At 65.8% G+C, this 21,401-nt stretch carries 16 protein-coding genes; 7 read left to right on the top strand and 9 right to left on the bottom strand.

Annotated features, from left to right (window positions below; all coding sequences use genetic code 11):
• Window positions 1-84 precede the first annotated feature (84 nt).
• From M9978_RS10710 to M9978_RS10720, 3 genes are all read left to right on the top strand, one after another.
• Window positions 85-2,169: a TonB-dependent siderophore receptor gene (locus tag M9978_RS10710; protein WP_254293034.1), complete on the top strand. Its 2,085-nt coding sequence runs from the start codon at window positions 85-87 to the stop codon at window positions 2,167-2,169.
• A gap of 227 nt (window positions 2,170-2,396) precedes the next feature.
• Complete coding sequence (locus tag M9978_RS10715) at window positions 2,397-4,490, top strand: TonB-dependent siderophore receptor (RefSeq protein ID WP_254293035.1); 2,094 nt, start codon at window positions 2,397-2,399, stop codon at window positions 4,488-4,490.
• Between the two features lie 65 nt (window positions 4,491-4,555).
• Window positions 4,556-6,292, top strand: a complete 1,737-nt coding sequence (locus M9978_RS10720) for an amidohydrolase (RefSeq protein WP_254293036.1) — start codon at window positions 4,556-4,558, stop codon at window positions 6,290-6,292.
• A gap of 34 nt (window positions 6,293-6,326) precedes the next feature.
• Here M9978_RS10720 and M9978_RS10725 read toward each other — a convergent pair whose 3' ends face one another.
• Window positions 6,327-7,214 carry an alpha/beta hydrolase gene (locus M9978_RS10725; protein ID WP_254293037.1) on the bottom strand — a complete coding sequence of 296 codons (888 nt, stop codon included), beginning with the start codon at window positions 7,212-7,214 and terminating at the stop codon, window positions 6,327-6,329.
• Between the two features lie 11 nt (window positions 7,215-7,225).
• Window positions 7,226-8,101 carry an alpha/beta hydrolase gene (locus M9978_RS10730; protein WP_254293038.1) on the bottom strand — a complete coding sequence of 292 codons (876 nt, stop codon included), beginning with the start codon at window positions 8,099-8,101 and terminating at the stop codon, window positions 7,226-7,228.
• 210 nt (window positions 8,102-8,311) lie between these two features.
• Here M9978_RS10730 and M9978_RS10735 point away from each other — a divergent pair, with 210 nt between their 5' ends.
• Window positions 8,312-8,938 carry a hypothetical protein gene (locus M9978_RS10735; protein ID WP_254293039.1) on the top strand — a complete coding sequence of 209 codons (627 nt, stop codon included), beginning with the start codon at window positions 8,312-8,314 and terminating at the stop codon, window positions 8,936-8,938.
• Between the two features lie 29 nt (window positions 8,939-8,967).
• Complete coding sequence (locus M9978_RS10740; RefSeq protein WP_254293040.1) at window positions 8,968-9,639, top strand: Fe2+-dependent dioxygenase; 672 nt, start codon at window positions 8,968-8,970, stop codon at window positions 9,637-9,639.
• Here the strand turns inward: M9978_RS10740 and ocd are convergent.
• Complete coding sequence (ocd, locus tag M9978_RS10745; RefSeq protein ID WP_254293041.1) at window positions 9,636-10,676, bottom strand: ornithine cyclodeaminase; 1,041 nt, start codon at window positions 10,674-10,676, stop codon at window positions 9,636-9,638. The genes M9978_RS10740 and ocd overlap by 4 nt on opposite strands.
• A 136-nt stretch (window positions 10,677-10,812) precedes the next feature.
• Between ocd and M9978_RS10750 the strand changes: the two genes are divergently transcribed.
• Complete coding sequence (locus M9978_RS10750) at window positions 10,813-11,232, top strand: Lrp/AsnC family transcriptional regulator (protein WP_254293042.1); 420 nt, start codon at window positions 10,813-10,815, stop codon at window positions 11,230-11,232.
• A gap of 80 nt (window positions 11,233-11,312) precedes the next feature.
• Window positions 11,313-12,824, top strand: a complete 1,512-nt coding sequence (locus M9978_RS10755; protein WP_254293043.1) for an APC family permease — start codon at window positions 11,313-11,315, stop codon at window positions 12,822-12,824.
• Here the strand turns inward: M9978_RS10755 and M9978_RS10760 are convergent.
• The 6 genes from M9978_RS10760 to M9978_RS10785 form a co-directional block, all read right to left on the bottom strand.
• Window positions 12,821-13,843 (bottom strand): alpha/beta hydrolase, encoded by a 1,023-nt coding sequence (locus M9978_RS10760; protein ID WP_254293044.1) that lies wholly within the window; start codon window positions 13,841-13,843, stop codon window positions 12,821-12,823. The genes M9978_RS10755 and M9978_RS10760 overlap by 4 nt on opposite strands.
• A complete protein-coding gene (locus M9978_RS10765) occupies window positions 13,840-14,802 on the bottom strand; it encodes an alpha/beta hydrolase fold domain-containing protein (protein ID WP_254293045.1) in 963 nt (320 codons plus the stop codon). The genes M9978_RS10760 and M9978_RS10765 overlap by 4 nt, the downstream gene beginning before the upstream one ends.
• Window positions 14,803-14,967: 165 nt before the next feature.
• On the bottom strand, window positions 14,968-17,106 hold the full coding sequence (locus tag M9978_RS10770) for a TonB-dependent siderophore receptor (protein ID WP_254293046.1): 2,139 nt from the start codon (window positions 17,104-17,106) through the stop codon (window positions 14,968-14,970).
• A 178-nt stretch (window positions 17,107-17,284) separates the two neighbouring features.
• Window positions 17,285-18,043, bottom strand: a complete 759-nt coding sequence (locus M9978_RS10775; RefSeq protein ID WP_254293047.1) for an AraC family transcriptional regulator — start codon at window positions 18,041-18,043, stop codon at window positions 17,285-17,287.
• Window positions 18,044-18,163: 120 nt separating this feature from the next.
• Window positions 18,164-20,068: an alkyl/aryl-sulfatase gene (locus M9978_RS10780; RefSeq protein ID WP_254293048.1), complete on the bottom strand. Its 1,905-nt coding sequence runs from the start codon at window positions 20,066-20,068 to the stop codon at window positions 18,164-18,166.
• A gap of 10 nt (window positions 20,069-20,078) precedes the next feature.
• Window positions 20,079-21,395, bottom strand: coding sequence for an MFS transporter (locus M9978_RS10785; protein WP_254293049.1), 1,317 nt, complete (start codon window positions 21,393-21,395; stop codon window positions 20,079-20,081).
• Between the last annotated feature and the right edge of the window lie 6 nt (window positions 21,396-21,401).

Here is a 21,401-nt window from a genome sequence, read left to right on the forward strand (position 1 = left end):
CGTTCCCGCGTCAGGTTGCCGCGACAACCACCCGTCCGACCGGTGTTTCCGGAGCGGCGGGGCAAAACGGGGAAGGACGAAAAAATGACCAATCGGACCGGATCGACGCGGGCATTGCGGATCCTGCTGCTATCGGCGTGCAGCCTTGGCGCGATGCCTGGCATTGCGGCAGCGCAGGACGCGCCAGCGGACGACACCATCGTCGTCACCGGCACCAGCGCCATCACCGCGACCAAGACCGACACCCCGATCCTGCGCACGCCACAAGCGATCGAGGTCATCACAACCGAGGAGATTCAGGAGCGCGGCGGCCAGACCATTCGGGAAGCGTTGCTCTATACGGCGGGCGTGTCCGGCTTGACCGGGGGCGATGACTCGCGCGGCGACTTCAACGCCATCCGTGGCTTCGAGTCGGTGCTGTACGTCGATGGGCTGAAGCGCAACTATGGCTTCGTTTACCTGCCCCGCCCCGACATCAACACGCTCGAGCGGGTCGAAGTGCTCGTCGGTCCGGCGTCCGTGCTGTACGGCGCGGGCAGCTCGGGCGGCCTCACCAACATGCAGAGCAAGCGCCCGCAATTCGAGTTCGGCGGCAGCGCGAGCATCAGCTACGGCACGTTCGACCGCAAGGAAGCGGTGCTCGACGTCACCGGCCCGCTGGGCGAGGATCTGGCGGTGCGATTCGTCGGCGTGCTGCGCGATTCCGATTCGCGCATGGATTACACGCCCAACGACCGCCAGCTCGCGCAGGGCGCGGTCACCTGGAAGCCGACCGACCGGACCGACATCACCGCGATCGGCATCTATCAGTTCGACCGCAATCCGCCCAACTACAACATCGTGCCCCTGGGCAACTCGCTCTTCGCGACGCCCGGCAAGTTCATTCCCGGCTCGCGCTTCTTCGGCGAGCCCAACATCAACAAGGGCGACAAGGAATATACCGCGGCCAGCCTGCTCGCGACGCACGAGTTCAACGACTGGCTGAGCCTGCGCAGCAACACCCGCTACACTTGGGCGAACACCGAACAGGCCGAATATTATCTCGCGACCTATTACGGATCCAGCCCACTGAATCCGTTCATCACTGGCAGCACCACGCGGGTGCCGCGCAACCTGTTCGCGATCAATATCAGCTACAACACGTTCAACACCGACAACAGCCTGGCGTTCAAATTCAACACCGGCGGCATCCGCCACCAGCTGCTCGCCGGCATCGACTATTCCTACTTCAAGCAGGATTCAAATCAGGCATTCGTCGCGTTCGCCGATTCGATCGATATCTACAATCCGGTCTATGGCACCGCGCCGGCACCGATCTACAACTTCCCCAATATCCAGGTGCTCAAGCAGACCGGCTTCTACCTGCAGGATCAGGTCGATTTCGGCGAGTTCGCTTCGCTCGTCCTCGGCATCCGGCGCGACCGTTATACCAAACAGGATGCTGGCCAGTCGCTCGAGGAAACGAGCCGCACCACGAAGCGCGCTGGCCTGACCGTCAACGTCACCCCGACGCTGGCGCCCTATGTCAGCTATTCCGAATCCTTCCTGCCGATCTCCGGCCTCAACCAGTTCGGCAGCACCTACAAACCGCTGTCGGGCGAGCAGAAGGAAATCGGCATCAAGTGGCAGCCGCTCCGCTCCACCATGCTGCGCGTTTCCTTGTACGACCTGGAAGAGGCCAACGCGCTTCAGCCCGATCCGAACAATCCGCTCGATTCGATCCAGACGGGCTCGGTGCGGGCGCGCGGAATCGAGTTCCAGGCCAACCACAATGTGAAGGACGACCTGTCGCTGACAGCCTCGTTCTCCTATTCTTCGGTGCGGATTTCGGGTCAGAATTATCAGCGCGACGCCACGCCCCAATATCTCGCGAGCCTGTTCGGCAGCAAGGCGTTCGAGCTGGGCAACGCCCTGCGGCTACGGATCGGCGCCGGCGCGCGCTATGTCGGCCCGACGCGGTCCTTCGAGCCGTTCAGCGGCTTCCTGGTCAACACGCCGAGCTATACGCTGGTCGATGCCCTCGCCGCGTTCGAATACAGGAACTGGTCGCTTCAGCTGAACGCGGTCAACATGCTCGACAAGACCTATTATCCGGGCTGCTCATGGTACGGCTCGTGCGCGAACGGGGAACCGCGCACGGTTCAGGCGACGTTGGGCTTCCGCTTCTAACCGCCCGCCCGAATCCCGGCGCCGCGCTCCGGCGCCGGGATCGGGTAACGCGGCCTGGCCCGTCCGCACACCTTGCTGGCCCTGCCCATTTACCCTTTTGCCACCCCGCTTACCCTGAAAACCGCATGGCTCCCGGCACGGACTGGGCTTGAATGCATATGGGAGGATCGACCCGCGTCAGAAAGACGGGCGATTGGCCGGATCAACTTTGGGGAAGGGGTTCAGACATGAGGAAGCAGACCGAGACCAACCGCCGGATGAAGCGCCTCGCGCTCCTGTCGGCTTGCTGCATCGCCGCCCTGCCGGGCATCGCCGCGGCGCAGGACGGCCAAGGCAGCGCGGGCGAGGATGACGACAACATCATCGTCACCGGCAGCCGCGCCACGACCGCCACCAAGACCGACACGCCGATCCTGCGCATTCCGCAGGCGATCGAGATCGTGACGCTCGAGGAAATGCAGGACCGCGGCGCGCAGAACATCCGCGAAGCGCTGAAATACACTGCTGGCGTCTACAACGCCTCGGATGACTCGCGCGGCGACTTCAACAACATCCGCGGCTTCCAGTCGGTGCTGTTCGTCGACGGCCTCAAGCGCAACTACGGCTTCGTCTACATGCCGCGTCCCGAGATCGCGACGCTCGAAAAGGTCGAAGTGCTGGTCGGTCCGGCATCGGTGCTCTACGGCGCGGGCAGCGCGAGCGGCCTGACCAACATGCAGACCAAGCGCCCGCAGTTCGAGTTCGGCGGCAGCGCGAGCTTCAGCTATGGCACGCACAATCGCATCGAGGGGACTTACGACATCACCGGCCCGATCAGCGACAATGTCGCTGTGCGCCTCGTCGGCGTGGTGCGCAATTCGGATTCGCGCATGGACTACACGCCCAACGACCGCGTGGTCGGGCAGGGCGCAATCACCTGGCGGCCGAGCGACCGCACCGACATCACGGCGATCGGCATCTATCAGCGCGACAACAACGCGCCGAACTACAACATCAATCCGCTGATCACGTCGCTTTACGCGCAGTCGAACAACCGGATTCCCGACTCGCGTTTCTTCGGCGAGCCGGGAATCAACAAGGGCAACAAGGAATATGCCGCAGCGACGTTGCTGATCAGCCACGAATTTTCCGACCTGCTCACCTTCCGCAGCTCGACCCGCTACACGGTGGCAGACACGCATCAGGCGGAAGTGTATCTGAACCCGTCATCGACCGGGAACCCGCTGAACCCGTTCGTCGCCGGCTCGACATCGCGGGTCAACCGCAACCTGTTCGCGATCAATATCAGCTACAAAGTTTTCAACAGCGACAACAATCTCGGGATCAATTTCGACACCGGGCCGCTCAGCCACAAGGTGTTGCTCGGCGTCGACTATTCGCACTTCAAACAGCTGTCGTCGCAGGCGTTCGCGTCGAACCAGTCGACGATCGACATCTTCAACCCGGTCTATGGTCTGTCGCCGGGGCCGGTGTTCGCCGCCCCGGTCACGCAGATCCTGAAGCAGACCGGCTATTATGCGCAGGATCAGATCGATTTCGGTGAGATCGCCTCGCTCGTGCTCGGCATCCGTCGCGACAGCTACAGCAAGCAGGATGTCGGCCGACCCGTCGAAAAGACCAACAACACGTCGAAACGCGCGGGCCTGACCGTCAACATCACGCCGACGCTGGCGCCGTTCGCCAGCTATTCCGAATCGTTCCTGCCGATTTCGGGCCTCAACCAGTTCGGCAACACCTATGTGCCGCTGATCGGCAACCAGAAGGAGTTCGGCATCAAGTGGCAGCCGCTGCGCTCCACCCTGCTGCGCGTGTCCTATTATGATGTCGAGGAAGCGAACTCGCTCCGGGTCGATCCGGCGAATCCGTTGAACCGCATCCAGACGGGCAGCGTCCGATCGAAGGGCGTCGAGTTCCAGGCGAACCACCGGACCAAGGACTTCTCGCTCACCCTCGCCTGGTCACATGCCGATACGCGGGTCTCGGATCAGAACTACCAGCAGGACGCCGTGCCGAAGACGCTGGCCAGCATCTACGGCACCAAGTCGGTCGAACTCGGCAACGATCTGACGCTGCGGGTCGGCGCCGGTGTGCGCCATCAGGGCAAGATGACCTCACGGCATCCGACCAACGGCTTCATCGTCCACACGCCGAGCTATACGCTGGTCGATGCGATGGTGGCGTTCGACTACAAGAAGTGGTCGCTTCAGTTCAACGCGGTCAACCTGATGGACGACCTCTATTATCCGAGCTGCTCGTATTTCGGCTCGTGCGCGAACGGCGAGCCGCGCACGGTCAACGGCACCTTGACCTACCGTTTCTAAAGCTCACCCCTCGGCCGGGACCGCGCGAGCGGTCCCGGCTTTTTCTGTTTGAACCAGGAGTCGTCATGCCGCGCGCCCCAGGGACCATGTTCATTGCCCGTTACGCCACTCTCGTCCTCCTGCTCGCATCCGCCGCGGCGACCGCGCAGCCCAAAGCCGCCGCCGACACGATCCTCACCAATGGCCGCATCTACACCGTGAACAAGGGCCAGCCCTGGGCGCAATCGGTGGCGATCCGGAACGGCAAGATCGTCGCGGTCGGCAGCCCGGCGGCGACCGCGAAACTCAAGGGTGCCAAGACCCGCATCGTCGATCTGCGCGGGCGGCTGGTCCTTCCCGCGTTCGGCGACGCGCATGCGCATCCGCTGTTCGGCGCGCTCTCCTTTACGCGATGCTCGCTCCACAAGGGCAAATCGCTCGAAGATTATCAGCGGATCATCGCCAAATGCGTCGCGGACAAGCCCGGCACCGGCGCAATCTATGGCGCGGGATGGGAGGACGCGCTGTTCCCGCCCAACGGTGTACCGCGCAAGGAAATCCTAGACTCCGTTTCCACCACACGCCCGCTGATCTTCGATTCGGTTGGCGGTCACACGATCTGGGTGAACTCGAAAGCGCTGGAGCTGGCCGGGATCACCAGGGATACGAAGGATCCGGTCAACGGCACGATCGACCGTGACCCCAAGACCGGCGAGCCCATCGGCGGCCTGCAGGAGTCGGCACAGGGACTGGTTCAGCAGCTCATCCCGCCGCCGACCGATGGGGAGATTCAGGCAGCGGTGCGATACACGGCCCAGCTGTTCAACAGCCTCGGGATTGTCGCGTGGAACGATGCCGGCGTGGATTTCGACGATCGGGGTGGCAGCCGGATGGTCGATGCCTATCGCGCGGTGAAAGCGGCGGGGCAACTCAGCAGCTACGTCTCGGTCTCGCTCAAGTGGAAGAACGAGCGGGGCATGGACCAGTTGCCCGGCCTGCTGAAAGCGGCGGCGCGCGGCAATGCGCTCGGCATTCCCACCCACACCGTCAAATTCTATGTCGACGGCGTGATCCCGCAAAAGACCGCCTATATGCTGGCGCCGTACGAGGGCGACACGTCGCGCGGCGCGCCGCAGATCGATCCCGAGATGATGAAAAAGGCGGTCACCGCGATCGACGCCAGGGGCATGCACGCCTTCCTCCACGCCATCGGCGACGGCGGCGTGCGCATCTCGCTCGATGCGGTCGAGGCGGCGCGCGAGGCCAATGGCGCCAAGCCGACCGCGCACATGGTCACGCACCTCAATGTCGTCGATCCGGCCGACCATGCGCGCTTCGGCAAGCTCAACACCTATGCCCAGTTCCAGGCGCAATGGTCGTCCTGGTACCCCTATATGGAGCTGACCGAGCAGGCGATCGGCAAGAAGCGGATGCAATACATCTATCCCGCCGGCAGCATCGTCCGCGCGGGCGGCAAGCTCGCCTACGGCGCCGACTGGCCGGTCGATACCGCCGATCCGCTTTATGGGCTGGAGGTCGCGATCCGGCGCGCGACGCCCGGCAAGCTCGATGCGAAGCCGCTGCTCGCCAATGAGGGCGTCAGCCTCGCGACGGCGATCGAAGCCTATACGCTCAACGTCGCTCATGTGAACGGGATGGACAAGTTCACCGGATCGATCGTCACCGGCAAGAATGCCGACCTCGTCGTGATCGACAAGGACCTGTTCAAGCTGCCCGCGCACGAGATCGCCAAGGCGAAGGTGCTGGTGACGCTGTTCAAGGGCAAGGCGGTTTACGGGGATTGGAGCAAGCTGGCGCGGTAAATATCCTCCCCGCACGGGAGGATCGAGTTTCAACTCACGGCCAGGTCGCGACGAAGCGCAGCGTGTCGGTCATGGCGCGCGCAGGCACGGTCATATGCCCCTCGCCGACATAGATTTCCGACCGCGTCCGCACGCCATGGGCCGACAGCGGCGCCAGCCGCTTGGCCAGCGCCTCGCTGTCCCAGGTGTTGGCGATGCTCTCCTCACGGTCGCCGGCGACGATCAGCAGCCGCGGCACCCTGGCGATCTTGCCCGCTGCCAGCCGCGCGGTGAAGTCGCGCTCCTGGACGAGCATCGCCTGCTCGTTCCACCACAAGGACGGACTCGCCGTGACGATCGCGTGGAACGCTTCGGGCCGGGAATAGAGCGCATGCAGCGCGAACAGCCCGCCCAGCGAATGGCCGAACAGCGACTGGCGCGCGGGATTGACCTTGTAGCGGCTGGCGATCTCGGCGCGCAGCTTGCCGGTGAGAAATGCGAGGAACTTGTCGCGCTCGCCGGTGCCGAGCGCCACCAGCCGCCGCTGGCCCTCACCCGCCGGCTTGTCGAGCCTGACCGTGAAGTCCTTGAGCCGCCGCGTGTCATAGGCCTTGTCGGTCGGATAGCCGACACCGACGACGATCGCCTTGCCGACATCCGAATATTCCTGAATCCGCCGCGCCTCGGCAAAGCCCGCGAACATCGCATTGCCGTCGAGCACATAAAGGACCGGATAACCGTCCTTGGGCACCTCGCCGACCGAGGGATAGGACAGGAAGATGCGATAGACCTCGCCGCGGTCCGAGGTCATGTCCCACATCTCGGTCTGCGGCATGGTATAGCCGGGGCGCTTGTCCGCCGGGGTGGCCCCTGCCGGCGCCTCCTGCGCGGCTGCGGGTGCGGTGAGCAGGATCGCCGCTGCACAGGCCCATCGTCCGATCATCGCCGCATTCCTCATGGCCAGGTAAAGGCGAAGCGCAGCGTGTCGGTGATCGCGCGCGAGGGCACGGTCATGTGTCCTTCCCCGACATAGATTTGCGATCGGCTGCGCAAGCCATAGGCCGACAGCGGCTCGATCCGCTTGGCGAAGTCCTCGCCATCCCAGCGCTCGACGATCGCCTCCTCGCGGTCCCCTGCCACGATCAGCATGCGGCTGACCTTGGGAATCTTGCCGCTGACCAGCTTCGCGGTGAAGTCGCGCTCCTCCTTCTGCATCTCTTTCTCGTGCCAGAAGGGCGACGGGCTCGCCGCGATCAGCGCATGGAACGCACCCGGCCGCGTGAACAGCGTGTGCATCACGAACAGTCCGCCGAGGGAATGACCGAACAGCGCCTGACGGTCTCGGTTGATCCTGTAGCGCTTGCCGATCTCGTCGCGCAGCGTGCCGGTGAGGAAGTCGAGGAACTTGTCCCACCCGCCATTCCGCTCCGCGTTGAGCCTGGCATAGGGCGGCGAGCTGGTCGGGCCGCCGGTCAGGTCATAGAGGCGGCGCTTGTCATAGGCCTTGTCGGTGGGATAGCCGACGCCGACGACGATCGATTTGCCGATATCGGTCCCCTCCTGCACCCGCCGCGCCTCGGCGAAGCCGGCGAACGCCGCGTTGCCGTCGAGCACATACAGCACCGGCCATCCGTCCGCGGGCGGCTCGCCCGCCGGGAAGGACACCAGGATGCGATAGATCTCGCCGCGCGTCGCCGGCAGGTCCCACATCGCGGTCGCTGGCATGGTATAGCCGGGCGCAGCGGGCGCGGCGCTCTGCGCCGCAGCGGGCAGTGCGGCAGCCATTCCGAGCGCCGCCACGCCGATCCGCAACCTCGACATCGTGCCCATCATCCGCCCTCATCTGCTGCTTGCCGGACCTTGTTAGGACGGCCCCGGCCATACAAGCGTTGCGAACGGGTAGTTTGCAATCGCGAATGGGTAGCAACGGCCCGGGCATCTCGACTTATGTCCTGAAACGCAGATGATCGCGACGCCACGTCTTGCTCTCCGCCCGCGATCGGGCTGGCCGCAGCGCGCGGCGTTCAGGAGGGCAAAATCATGCAGAAGTTTACGATGAAGCTATGGTCGGCGGCTGGCGCCGCAGCCGCCGCCACAACGCTCGCCGCTACGCCGGCAATGGCCGACGGCCCCGCCCCGACGGTCGCCGATCCGACCGAATATGTTTACCCGGCCGGCTTCGACAAGGCGCTGTCGCTGATGCTGGCCGGCGAAGGCGGCGAGAACGGCACCGGCGTGCAGAAGGTCTGGCCGACCCTCTCGGTGCCCGCACTCACCACCGTGCAGATCCAGAAGGCCGTCACCGGCAATTCGCTGGTGATCCCTTATCACTACACGCATCAGTATAGCGCGGACGGCAAGGTCGGCGGCTACAACATCCGCTACGACAAGATCGACATCAGCAAGTGTCCCAAGAAGGAAATCCCGGGCGACGGCCTGCTGCTCTATGCCGGCGTCTGCCAGGCGCAGGTCAACGAGCCGGTCACCGGCACGTGGAAGGCCGAGGACAACAAGCTGTGCGTCGATATCGGCTGGGCGGGCAAGACCCAGGTCACCGGCTGCTATAATGTGTTCTTCGTGATGGACAGCGTGGCGATGGTGAAGCCGGATGGCTCGGTCTCGGGCAAGGCGCATGCCTTGAAGAAGGGCGCCGCGCCGGACATGTAGGGTCGGCGCAGTCGCCGAAAGGACGTCATTTGTTCATCTGCATCCCCGACATCCTGAATGCCGGTCAGCTCGAAACGCTGACCGGCATGATGGACCGGCAAAGCTTCATCGACGGCCGCGAGACCGCCGGTTGGGCGGCTGCCGGGGTGAAGCAGAACAAGCAGGTTTCCAGCGCCTCGAAGGACTATGCCGCGATGCAGGCATTGGCCGGCGAGGCGCTGGCCGCCAACCGCATCTTCGCGATGGCGGCGATGCCCAAGACGATGCGGCCGATCCTGTTCAGCCGCTATGGCATCGGCATGGGCTATGGCAGCCATGTCGACAATGCGCTGATGGGCGAGGCGCCGCAGACGCGGATCGACCTCGCCTTCACGCTCTTCCTGTCCGATCCCGACAGCTACGCGGGCGGCGAGCTCGAGATCGACGAGCCGGCCGGCACGCGGGCGTTCAAGCTGCCTGCCGGGGCGGTGATCCTCTATCCCGCCAATTCGCTGCATCAGGTCACGACGGTGACCGCGGGCCGACGCGACGTCGCGGTCGGCTGGCTGCAGAGCCTGGTGCGCGAGCATGACAAGCGCCGCATCATTTTCGAGCTCGAGAATCTGCGCGCGACGATGTTCGCCGAGAGCGGCAAGACCGCCGCCTTCGACACGCTGACGCGCAACGTCAGCGACCTGTGGCGGATGTGGGTGGAGCCTTAAGCCGCCCGCGCCGCCGGCATCACCGGTGACGCGATCATCCCGAACAGATCCCGCGGATCGCTCGGCGAGGTGATCAGGTCGAGCGTCTCGTAGAAGCCAGTCTCGAGGCTCAAATCGCGCAACAGCCGCAGCGCCGCGAAATCCTCGACCGCGAAGCCGACGGAATCGAACAAGGTGATTTCGTCGCGGCGCGTGCGGCCCGGCGCCTCGCCGCTGATCACCTGCCACAGTTCGGTGACCGGGAAGTCGGCGGGCATCTGCTGGATCTCGCCCTCGATCCGCGTCTGCTCGGTCAGCTCGACGAACACCGATGCGCGGCTCAATATGTCCTTCTGCAACTCGGTCTTGCCGGGGCAGTCGCCGCCCACCGCGTTGAGATGCACGCCCGCGCCGACCATATTGTCGGAGAGGATCGTGTTCTGCGCCTTGTCCGCGGTCACCGTGGTGACGATGTCCGCGCCCATCACCGCACTGCCCGGTTCGTCGCACGCGATCACCTGGCAACCGCGCCCGCTCATGTTGCGCAGGAACTTGGCGGTCGCGGCTGGGTCGACATCGTACACCCGCAGCGTATCGATCCCCAGCACGGCGCGGAACGCCACCGCCTGGAATTCCGACTGCGCGCCGAGCCCGATGATCGCCATCGTCCGCGCCTCGGGCCGGGCAAGATGCTTCGCCGCTAGCGCCGACATCGCCGCGGTGCGCAGCGCGGTCAGGATGGTCATTTCAGATAAAAACACCGGATAGCCGGTCGCGACATCGGCCATGATGCCGAGCGCGACGACGGTCTGCAGCCCCTGCTCGAAATTATAGGGATGCCCGTTCACGAACTTGACCGTGTAGAGATCGTCGTCCTGCGTCGGCATCAGCTCGATCACGCCGCCCTTGCTGTGGCTGGCGAGCCGCGGCGCACGCTCGAACCGCTCCCAGCGGCGGAAATCGGCCTCGAGATAATCGGTCATGCGAGTCAACACCTGCTCGATCCCGACGCGCTCGACGATGCGGCGAATCTCCGAAACTCCGACGAACTGAACCATTCTGCGCCTCCCTCGATTTCCTCGAAGCTAGCGTTGGGCAGTTCGCAGGCGACAGGCCCAAGCTGCACAATTTCTCCAGCCCGATCGGACAGGTTGCGCATATGAATTGATCACTTTGCTGGTTATGATAGCGCCGATGCAGGAACTCGACGATCTCGACCGCCGGCTGATCGGCGCACTGCGCGAGGATGCGCGGATGCCGATCACGCGGCTCGCCGACATCCTCAAGGTGTCGCGCACCACCGCGCAGGCGCGGCTCGACCGGCTGCTCGAAAGCGGCGCGGTGCTCGGCTTCACGATCCGCGCGCGCACCAGCGCCGACGCCTTACGCGCGATCATGATGATCGAGATCGAGGGCCGCTCGACCACCGCGGTGACCAAGCGGCTGCGCGGCTTCCCCGAAATCGTCGCGCTGCACACCACCAATGGCGGCTGGGATCTGGTCGCCGAAATCCTGACCACGACGATCGCCGATTTCGACCGCGTGCTGCGCGAGATCCGCCAGATCGAGGGTGTGCTCAACAGCGAGACGAGCTTGCTGCTCAGCAGCTTGTAACGCTCCCGCAACGGCCCGAACGCGACAGCTTCGCACCCGGGCAAAGCGGTCGTGCCACCACAGTCGCGTAACCTGCCATCATGCCCCCAACGCCCCGCCCCTGGCTGATGCGCAAGCCGATCGACGCGGTGCGCGGCGAGCTGGAAGTGGGCGGCATGAAGCGCGCGCTCGGGCCGGTACAGCTGATCATGATCGGGATCGGCTGCATCATCGGTGCGGGCGTGTATGTGATGACCGGCGCGGCGGCGGCGAATTATGCCGGACCGGCGGTGATCTTGTCGTTCGCGATCGCGGCGGTCGCCTGCGGCTTCATCTGCCTGTGCTATGCCGAGCTCGCCTCGGTGCTGCCCGCCTCGGGCGCGTCCTATGCCTATGCCTATACCGTGCTGGGCGAGGTGTTCGCCTGGGGCCTGGGCTGGATGCTGCTGTTCGAGTTCGGGCTTGCCGGATCAGCGCTGGCGGTCGGCTTTTCGGGCTATCTGACCAGCCTGCTCGGCGATTTCGGGGTCGAGGTTCCGGCAGCGCTGTCGACCTCGTTCATCCGCGCCGAGGCCGGGCCGGGCGGCGTGCATTTCGTCGCCGATGGCGGGATCAATCTCGTCGCGGCGGCGGCGCTGGCCGCGGTGACCGCGGTGCTGATCCGCGGCATCACCCAGTCGGCCGCGGTCAACGCGCTGCTGGTGGTGATCAAGGCGGGCGTGCTGATCGGCTTCGTCGCGGTCGGCGCCGGCCATGTCGACGCCGCCAACTGGACGCCGTTCATTCCGGCAAACGAGGGCGGCTTCCGCTTCGGCAGCGAGGGCATCTTCCGCGCCGCGTCGATCCTGTTCTTCGCCTATCTCGGCTTCGAAGCCGTCGCGACCGCCGCCTCCGAAGCCCGGCGCCCGCAGCGCGACGTGCCGCTCGGCATCCTCGGCGCGCTGGTCATTTCGACGGTGCTTTACGGCGCGGTGGCGCTGGTGATGACCGGACTGGTGCCGTTCCGCGCGCTCGACGTGCCCGATCCGATCGCTGTCGCGGTCGGCGCAGTGGGGATGCCGGTGCTCGCGGTGATCATCAAGGTCGGCGCGCTCAGCGGACTCGCCTCGGTGCTGCTGATGAACACCTATGCCCAGTCGCGCATCTGCCACGCCATTTCGAGCGATGGCCTGCTGCCTGCGCCGTTCGCCCAGCTCCATGCGCGCTTCCGCACGCCCGCCGCGGCGACGATGCTGGTCGCCGGCGGGTCGGCGGTGGCGGCGGCGCTGCTGCCGATCACCCTGCTCGCCGATCTGGTCAGCCTCGGCACGATCGGCGTGTTCACCGTGGTCGCGATCGCGGTGATGTGGCTGCGCACCACGCATCCCGAGCTCGAACGCCCGTTCCGCGTGCCCTTTGGCGGCATCCGGGTGCGCGGCATGTGGATCGGCACGGTACCGGTGCTGGCACTGCTGTCGTGCGCGTTGATGGCCGGGCCGGTGCTGATCGACATCGTCGGCAAGGCGGTGGCGGGCGAGTGGATTCCGGCGCTGATCCTGATCATCTATATCGGCAGCGGCGCGGCGATCTATCTGCTCCACGGCGTCAGGAATGCCCGCATCCGCGCGACCTAGCGCAGCGTCCGCTTCCAGAACTCCGCCATTTCGCGCATCCATTCGCGGCCTTCAGGAAGGTCCGGCCCGGCGAGATACTGCGCATGGCTCTGGCCCTCATAGACGATCAGCTGGCTCGGCCGCCCGGCGTCGCGCAACTTGCGATCGACTCGCACCGTGTTCGACAGGAAGATGTCGCGCGTCCCGCTCAGCAGCAATGTCGGCGGAAAGCCCGCGAACGAGCCATAGACCGGCGACAGCAGCGGGTCCTTCATGTCCATGCCATTGGCATATTGCCGCGCCATCGCGCCGAGGATCGCGCGATAATTCCACGGATCGAGGTGCCGCGCGGTGAAATAGCTGTCGCCGGTTTCGCTGAGATCGGACCAGGGCGTCCCCGCGACGATCGCATCGGGCACACGCGCTTTTTCACGAACCGCGCGCTGGACCGTCGCCAGCACCATCGCGCCGCCGGTCGAGGTGCCGAACAGCCCGATCCGCTTGCCGCGACTGGCTGCCGTCACCGCGCGCCACACCGCCCAGGCGTCGTCGGTCGGCGCGGGAAAGGGATGATCGGGCGACATGCGATAGTCGATCGAGATCGCGGTTATGCCGCTCGCCGCGACCACGTAAATCGCCTCGCGCAGCCCGCTCTTGCCCGGAAACATGGTGTAGCCGCCGCCATGGATATGGACGAGCAGCCGCTTGCGGTCGGCCTTCATCCGGGGCGCGATCACGAAGCAGCGCACGCCGGCGATACGTTCCTCGCGCAACGTGAGGCCGAGCCTGGCGAGCAGCGCATCGGTCGCCGCCGCGGTCTTCACCGGATCGGGATCGCTCATCGCGTTCCAGCCGGCATTGGTCGTCGGCATCTCCGCGGGAAAGGCAAAGTCGGCCCCATCCGACATCTGCTTCTGCATCTCGGGACTGACCGTCGTCGGCACGGGCACGTCGTGCGCCGGAACCTTGCGCGGCGCGGGCTGTGCCGAGGCGATCCCCGCGGTCAGCAGCAGCGCGACGGCGGCGCTTCTCGCGATCATCTTGCCTCCAGCTTGCTCGCCACGAAGTCCGCGCCGTCGGCGATCGCCTCACGCGCGAGCGCCGATACCGACATCGCCTCGAGGAAGCTGTGGATCGCGCCGCGATAAAGTTTGCTCGCCGTCTCCACCCCCGCCGCGCGCAGCCGCGCGTCCATCGCCACCGACTGTTCGGTGACGATGTCGCATTCGGGGATGCACAGGAACACCGGCGGAAAGCCGGTCAGGTCGGCGTTGATCGGGCAGGCGAACGGGTCATCGGCTTCGCCCGCATCGTTGAGATAATTGGCATAATATTGCTCGGCCTCGGCGCGGTCCATGATCGACCCCGGCCCACCGAACTTCGCTTCGGCTTCGTCCGACAGCCGCGCGGAAAAGCCGCCATAGTTGGACAGGATCGCGCGCACGATGCCATGCAGCCCGCGCTCGCGCAGCCGCAGGGTGGTCGCGAAGGACAGGTTGGCGCCGGCCGAATCCCCGCCCATCGCCAAGCGATCGGGATCGATGCCCAACTCGCGGCCGTTCGCGTGGAGCCACAGCATCAGCGCCTCGATCCGGTCGAGCGCGACCGGATATTTGGCCTCGGGCGCGAGCGGGTAATCGACCCCGATCACCGCGAACCCGCCCTGCGCGGCATATTCGCGCATCAGCCGGTCATGCGTCTCGATCGAGAACAAGGTGAATCCCCCGCCGTGAAGATAGACGAGAGCGGGTGCCGGCTCCGCGACGCCTTCGGGCAGATAGATGCGCAGCGGCAATTCGCCCGCGCCGGGATCGAGCACGCGGTCGGTGGTGCGCGCCATCACCGGGCCGCCGCTGGTCCAGCGCGCGCGCACCTGTTCGGCGACCTGACGCTGCTCGGGGAAGCTGAGCGTCTCGAACGGGGGGTGGTTACGCCATTCGGCACGCATCTCGTCGAGGAACCGGCGGATGCCCGGCTCGAGTTGTAGTCCGTCGTTCAACGCTTCGGCCCCTCGCCGCTTTGGTTTGCGCCATGGCTAACATGGGCGAGCGGCTTCATCCTGCTGTCCGGGGCACAAGCCCGTCGCGCGCGGGCCGCACGACAAGAAGCGGGCGGACGCCGCGAACGGCGCCCGCCCTGAGGGGGGTGCTGCGAGGGTGCAGGTCTAGAATTTGGCGTTGAGCGAAACCGTGAAGTTGCGGCCGGGCGCGTACAGGCCCTGGCCGTAGGCGGCATAGACCATCGAGAAGAGATACTTCTCGTCGGTGATGTTGCGCAGGTTCGCAGTCACACGGAAGGTGTCGTCGATGTCGATGCCGGCCATCAGATCGAACACCGCAAAGCCCTCTTGCCGGAACACGATTGGCGCGCCGCCCGGGCCGGTCTGGAACAGCAGCGTCTCATAGGTGTCGTTCTGCCAGCGTACCTGCCCGCCGAGCGCCAGATTGTTGAACTCGGGCACGCGATAAGTGGTCGACAGCTTGAGCGTCTTGCGCGGCTGATAGTTGCGGATGCGGTTGCCCTGATCGTCCTTGATCTCGAGCCCGGTATAGCCGCCGCTGATCTGCCACCGGTCGGTGACCTTGCCCGCCAGCTCGATCTCGAAGCCCTCCGACTGGGTGTCGACCGGCACATAGTAGTTGTACAGATCGGCGCCGACGATGCGCGTTCCGGCGAATTGCGCGAGGTTGGCCTGCCGCGTGCGGAAGATCGCCGCCGCCGCATAAAGCCGCTTGCCGAACAGCTCGCTCTTGATGCCCGCCTCGAGGTTGGTGCCCTTGATCGCGGGCAGGCGGACGCGGTCGAAATCGACCTCGATCTGCGGATTGAAGATCGAGGTGTAGCTGCCATAGACCGTCACATTCGGCAGCGGATCGATCAGCACGCCGACATAGGGATTGAGCTCCTTGTTGGCGCGGTCGGCGCGGCTGCCGTAATTGGTGCCGGTCGTCTCGAAATCGGCATAGCTCGTGCCGACCACCGCCTTCAGCCAGTCCGCGAAATTGAGCTGGGTCGCGACATAGGCGCGCTTCTGCGTCTCGCGCTGGTCGAGCTGCAGGATCGTCGGGCCGAACACCGGCTGCGGGACGTGGACATTGTCGAGGTTGCGGAAATTGGGGATGATCTGCGGGTTGTTGAGCGCATTCGCCTGCCACTGCAGCCAGTCCGACTGAGTCCAGGAGACGCCGACGGTCAACTGATGCTCGCGCCCGAACAGGTCGAAGCGGCCGGTGGCATAGAGGTCCGCGAGATAGCGCTTGGTGTCGGACTTGAAGTCCGACGCCTGTCCCGCCAGCCCCAGCCCTGTGACGCGATTGGGGTTGCCATAGATATAGAGGAGCGTTGGATCCTCGATGAACCGCTTGTAGGTGAGGACGCCCTTGATCGTCCATTTGGCCGAGGGCGAGTAAGCGAGCTCGGCATAGGCCTGCTCGTCCATCACCGGCCAATAGGTCCAGTCGGGCGCGTAGTTGATCGAGCGGTCATAGTCGATCCGCCCGCCATCGTCGTAGAAATGCGTAACCGAACCCCAGCCCGAGCCATGCGTCTTGTGGTGCTGATAGGTGTAACCGACCGTCGCGGTCAGCTGCGGCGAAATCTCCGCGGCGAGCGTCGCGGCGAACAGATTGCGCTTGAGGTCATAGTTGAACAAATGGCTCTTGCGCTGCTCGTGCGCGCCGATCAGCCGCAGCGCGATCCCGCCATCCTCGATCAACGGCACATTGCCGTCCGCTTCGACTCGCCAATAATCATAGGAGCCGGCATAGGCGCCGAGCATCAGCTTGCGCTCCTTGCCCGGGCGCTTGCGGATATAGTTGATCGTCGCCGATGGATTGCCGACGCCGGTGGTCAGGCCGTTGGCGCCGCGAATGACCTCGATGCGCTCGAACAGATAGCTGTCGGTCTCGCCATATTGGATGCCGCCGAGAAGCGGGATGCCGATGCCGTCGACCTGCACGTTGGTGACGTCGAAGCCGCGCGCGTTGAACACGGTGCGGTCGCTCTCGCCGCGGTCGACGTTGAGGCCGACGACCTGTTCGAGCACCTGCGCGGTGTTGGCCATCGCGAATTCGGTGATGCGCTGGCTGTCGATGACGGTGATCGACTGCGGCGTCTCGCGCAGCGTCAGCGCGAGGCCGGTCGCCGATTGCGGCGTATCCTCGGCGATCGGCAGGCCATAGACGACGATCTCTTCGTCCTGTGCGGCCTGCCCCTGCCCGTCCTGCGCCCGTGCCGGTGCGGCGATCGCCGATGCCAGCGCCAGGACCGATGCCGCGGCGGCGCCGCGTGCGAGGTTTCTCATTTTCTTACCCTCCCATTATGGTGGACGCGCACGTCCGCGACACGCGGCTCACCCCCGCATGCCTGTGCTGCGTTTTCGTCTTCTTGGTTTCTGCAGGGCGGCGTAGCACCGCCCGACCCGGGTAACTTTCGGGCGAAGGCACAACCCCGTCTAGAACGGGCCTAGCGCGTAAAGGCGCCTATCGCCGGCAATAGGCGCTGGGGGTGGCGCCGAAGGTGCGGTGGAACATCGCGGTGAACGCGCTCGGGCTGTCATAGCCGACGTCATAGGCGACGGTGGTGATCGACTCGCCCGCGGCGATGCGCGACGCGGCCTCCATCACTCGGACCTGCCGCCGCCAGGTCGCTAGGCCCATCCCGGTCTCCTCGCGGAACGAGCGGGTGAAGGTACGCCGCGCCATGCCGGCATGCTTGGCCCAATAATCGATGTCGCGCGTGTCGCCGGGGTCGGCCAGGATCGCCTCGCACACCCGGCGGAGGCGGCGGTCGCTGGGCAGCTCGGCATGTACCGGCACGGACGGCATGCGATCGACCTCGTCGAGCAGCAGTCGCACGATCGACGCCTCGCGCCCCTCCATCTCGTAATGGCAGTCGAACGTCGCGACCTCGCCGATCAGCGCGCGTAGCAGCGGCGACACCTCGAACACGCGGCACGCCTTGCCCTCGGCGTCGAAGCGCGGGTCGATATAGATGACCTGAAACACGACTTCGCTGCGGCAGATCGTCTGGTGGTTCATCTGCGGCGGAATCCACACCGCGCGGTTGGGCGGCAGCACGAAGCTGGCGTCGTCGGTATTGACCGTCAGCACCCCCGACAGCGCGAACGACAGCTGCGCACGGTCATGCGCGTGCCATGGATCGACGAAGCCGGCGCCATAGCGGTCCTCGAACGCGACCACCGGGGCCATATCCAGCGGCAGATCGGCGCTGCGGATCATCACGAGACTCCTTCGCTGTCCTTGGCACGATCAGCGTATCGGAGGGCCGATCATCGTCAACGGGCCATCGGCCCGGTTGGCCCGCGCGCCCCAGCGTGATGCCCTTCGCCTACAAAAAGGTCAGGGCGTGACGATCGCAAAGCGCGGATCGGGCTGGTCGAGCCATCCCGCCAGCCGCAGCAGCGCGCCCTGATCCCCGGCGATCCGCGCCTTGAGCGGCGCCCCGCTCATCACCGCCGCGAGGATGTCGCCGCGCGCGCCGGTCACCGTCGCATCGGCGGTATCGCCAGCTTCGTTCGCACGATGCGTCAGCACGCCATTTGCTACGCGCACCGTCACCGCTTCGACCTTGTCGGTGAAGACGAAGCGGATCGTCAGCCGCCCCTCGCCTGCCTTTTGCGGATCGATCCGCGTCGCCAGCATGTCGAACACGTCGCGCGCCGGGAGGATCGGCAAGAAGCCGCCGTCGCCGGGCCGCGACGGCACCGATGGCCCGCGCTTGAGCTCGAGCGCGCCGGTCAGATAGATATTCCGCGCCAGCGCATTCTCGCTCTGCCACGCCAGTTGCTCATAGCAGCGCGCCAGCAGTTCGCGCGCCGACGACACGCCGCCCGCGAACACCAGCCGGTTGAGCAGCTCCGCCGCCCAGCCATAATCGCCCTTGTCGTAAGCCTGCTGGGCCAGCTCCATCACCCGGCGCGGGCCGCCCATCGCCTCGACATAGCGCTTGCCGCCTTCCTCGGGCGGCAGCACCTTCAGCCGCACCGGATTGGCGTCGTACCAGCCCATATAATATTGATAGACCGCGCGTGCGTTGAAGCTGAGCGAGCCATAATAGGGCCGGTTGTACCACTCCTTCTCGAGTGACGCGGGCAGCCTGATCTTCGCCGCGATCTCGTCGCCGGTCAGCCCCTGGTTCATCATCCGGATGCTCTGGTCGTGCAGATAGGCGTAGATGTCACGATGCTTCGCCAGGAAATCGGCGACCTCCGCCTGCCCGAAACGCGGCCAGCCATGCGACGTGATCAGCACCCTGGCGCCCTTGAAGCGGTATGCCGCGTCGCTCAGCCCCTCGGCCCAGGCCTTGGCGTCGCGCACCAGCGCACCGCGCGGGGTCAGGACATTGTGCTGAGTAGGATTGGCGTTCTCGGCGAGGTCGAGCACGCCCAGATCCGGGAAATACATGTTCATCTCGGCTGGCGCTTCGGTGCCCGGCGTCAGGTGAAAGACGGTCTTCACCCCGTCGAGCAGCATCACCTTGCCGTCCTTCGCGATCTCCGCGGTCGGCCGCAGCATCCCGCGCGTTCCGCGGCCGATGTCGGACCCGATCGCCACGCCGACCGTGCCTTGCGGCCCCTTCGCCACCGGCATGCCGAACTGATAACCCGCGCGCCGCGCCATCGCCGGCCCGGCGATCACGCTCTCGCTGATCGCAGCCTTGAAGAACCCCACCGGCGCCAGCACCGGCGCGCCATTGGCGAGGAACGGCTTGAGCCCCTCGCCCCCGCCGAAATGATCGCCATGCGAATGGGTGTAGATCAGCGCGGCGATCGGCCGCTTCCCGAGCTTCTCGCTGACCAGCTCGTAAGCAGCCTGCGCGGTCTCGCTGTTGGTCAGCGCGTCGATGACGACCCAGCCCTTGGCGCCGCGAATGAAGGTGATATTGGCGGTGTCGAACCCGCGCACCTGCCACACGCTGTCCATGACCTTGAACAGCCCATGCCTCGCGGTTAGCTGCGACTGGCGCCACAGGCTGGGATTGACCGTCGCCGGTGCCTCGCCCTTGAGAAAATCATAAGCGTTGAGGTCCATCGCCACCCGCCCGTCGGCAGTGCGGATCACCGGGTCCGTACGGGTGCCCATGTAGCCGCGCGAGGCGAAGTCGAAGTCGCGCGTGTCGGCGAACGGCGCGGTTTCGGCGGCCCGCTGGTTCGCCGCGATCGTCGCCTCGCTCGGCGGGTCGGCACGCTGGGCGAGCGCGGTCGAGGCGGCGAGCAAGGCCGCCAGGGTGATCACACACTTCACTTGACGCTCCTTACGCTTCGCTTGCCCGCCGCTGCGCCCAAGGTAGGAGCAACACCATCGCCGCCGCGATCAGCCCGCCAATCCCCATCGTCAGCGACACCGCGAGCAGGCTCGCCCCGCTCGCGAACAGCGCGCCCGCGACGATCGGCCCGACCGCCGATCCGCCGCGCCCGACGCCGATCACGAACCCCGTGCCGCTCGCGCGCAGCGCCGCCGGATAGGTCTGCGCCAGCACCGGATACAGCCCGACCACGCCCGCGTTGATGAAGAAGGCGGCGATGGCGACAGTCAGCGACAGCCGGAACAGGTCCGCGCCGGCAAGGCCGAACAGCCCGATCGCGGCCACGCCGATCAGCATCGATGCGCACACCAGGGGCCGCACCGCGAAACGCTGGCTCAGCAACCCGATCAGCACCGCGCCCGACAAATTGCCGACATTGGCCCATACCAGCACGCGCCCGGCCTGCGCCGCGTCGAAGCCGAGATCGACGACGATCTTGGGCACCCATTTCTGGATGTAATAGAAGAACAGGATCTGCGCGAAATACGCCACCGTCAGCAAGATCGTGATCGCGGCATAGTTGCGCGAGAAGAGCGAGGCGATCGACGGCTTCACCACGACCGCCGGCAGCGGCGGCAGCGCATCGATCGCATCGCGGCCCAGCTTCGTCAGCGTGCGGTTGACCGCCTCCAGCGCCCCCGCAGGCCGTCGCGCGAGCAACGATTCGATCGACTCCGGCAGGAACAGCACCGCCAGCGGGATCATCGCCGCGCTCGCCACGCCGCCGAGCATGAACACCGAGCGCCAGTCGCCGGTCGAGGCGAGCAGCGCCGAGGCGACCAGCCCGCCCAGGATCGCGCCGGTCGAATAGCCCGCGATGTTGAGCGCGACGTTCAGCCCGCGCCTCTTGTCGTTCGAATATTCCGCCACCATCGCGCTGGTGGTCGAGATCATCCCGCCGATGCCGATGCCGGTCAGGAAGCGGATCGCCGACAATGTCGTCACGCCGCTCGCCATGATCGCGGCGAACATCCCCGCGGCCATCAGCGCCAGGCAGCCGAGGATCACAGGCCGCCGGCCCACACGATCGGCGACGTTGCCGATCAGCACCGATCCCGCCGCCATGCCGAGCAACTCCATCGACAGCACGATACCGAGCGTCGCCTTGTCGACGCCCCACTCGGCCGCAATGCCCGGCGCGGCGAAGCTGATCGCCAGCACGTCGAAGCCGTCCAATGCGTTGAGCGCGATGCACATCGCCACCACGACGATCTGCCGCCAGTGCATCGGCGCCGCGGCCATCGCCGCTCGTGGGTCCATGCTCATTGTGCC

The sequence above is a fragment of the Sphingomonas tagetis genome, from assembly GCF_024211275.1.
GTDB lineage: Bacteria > Pseudomonadota > Alphaproteobacteria > Sphingomonadales > Sphingomonadaceae > Sphingomonas > Sphingomonas tagetis.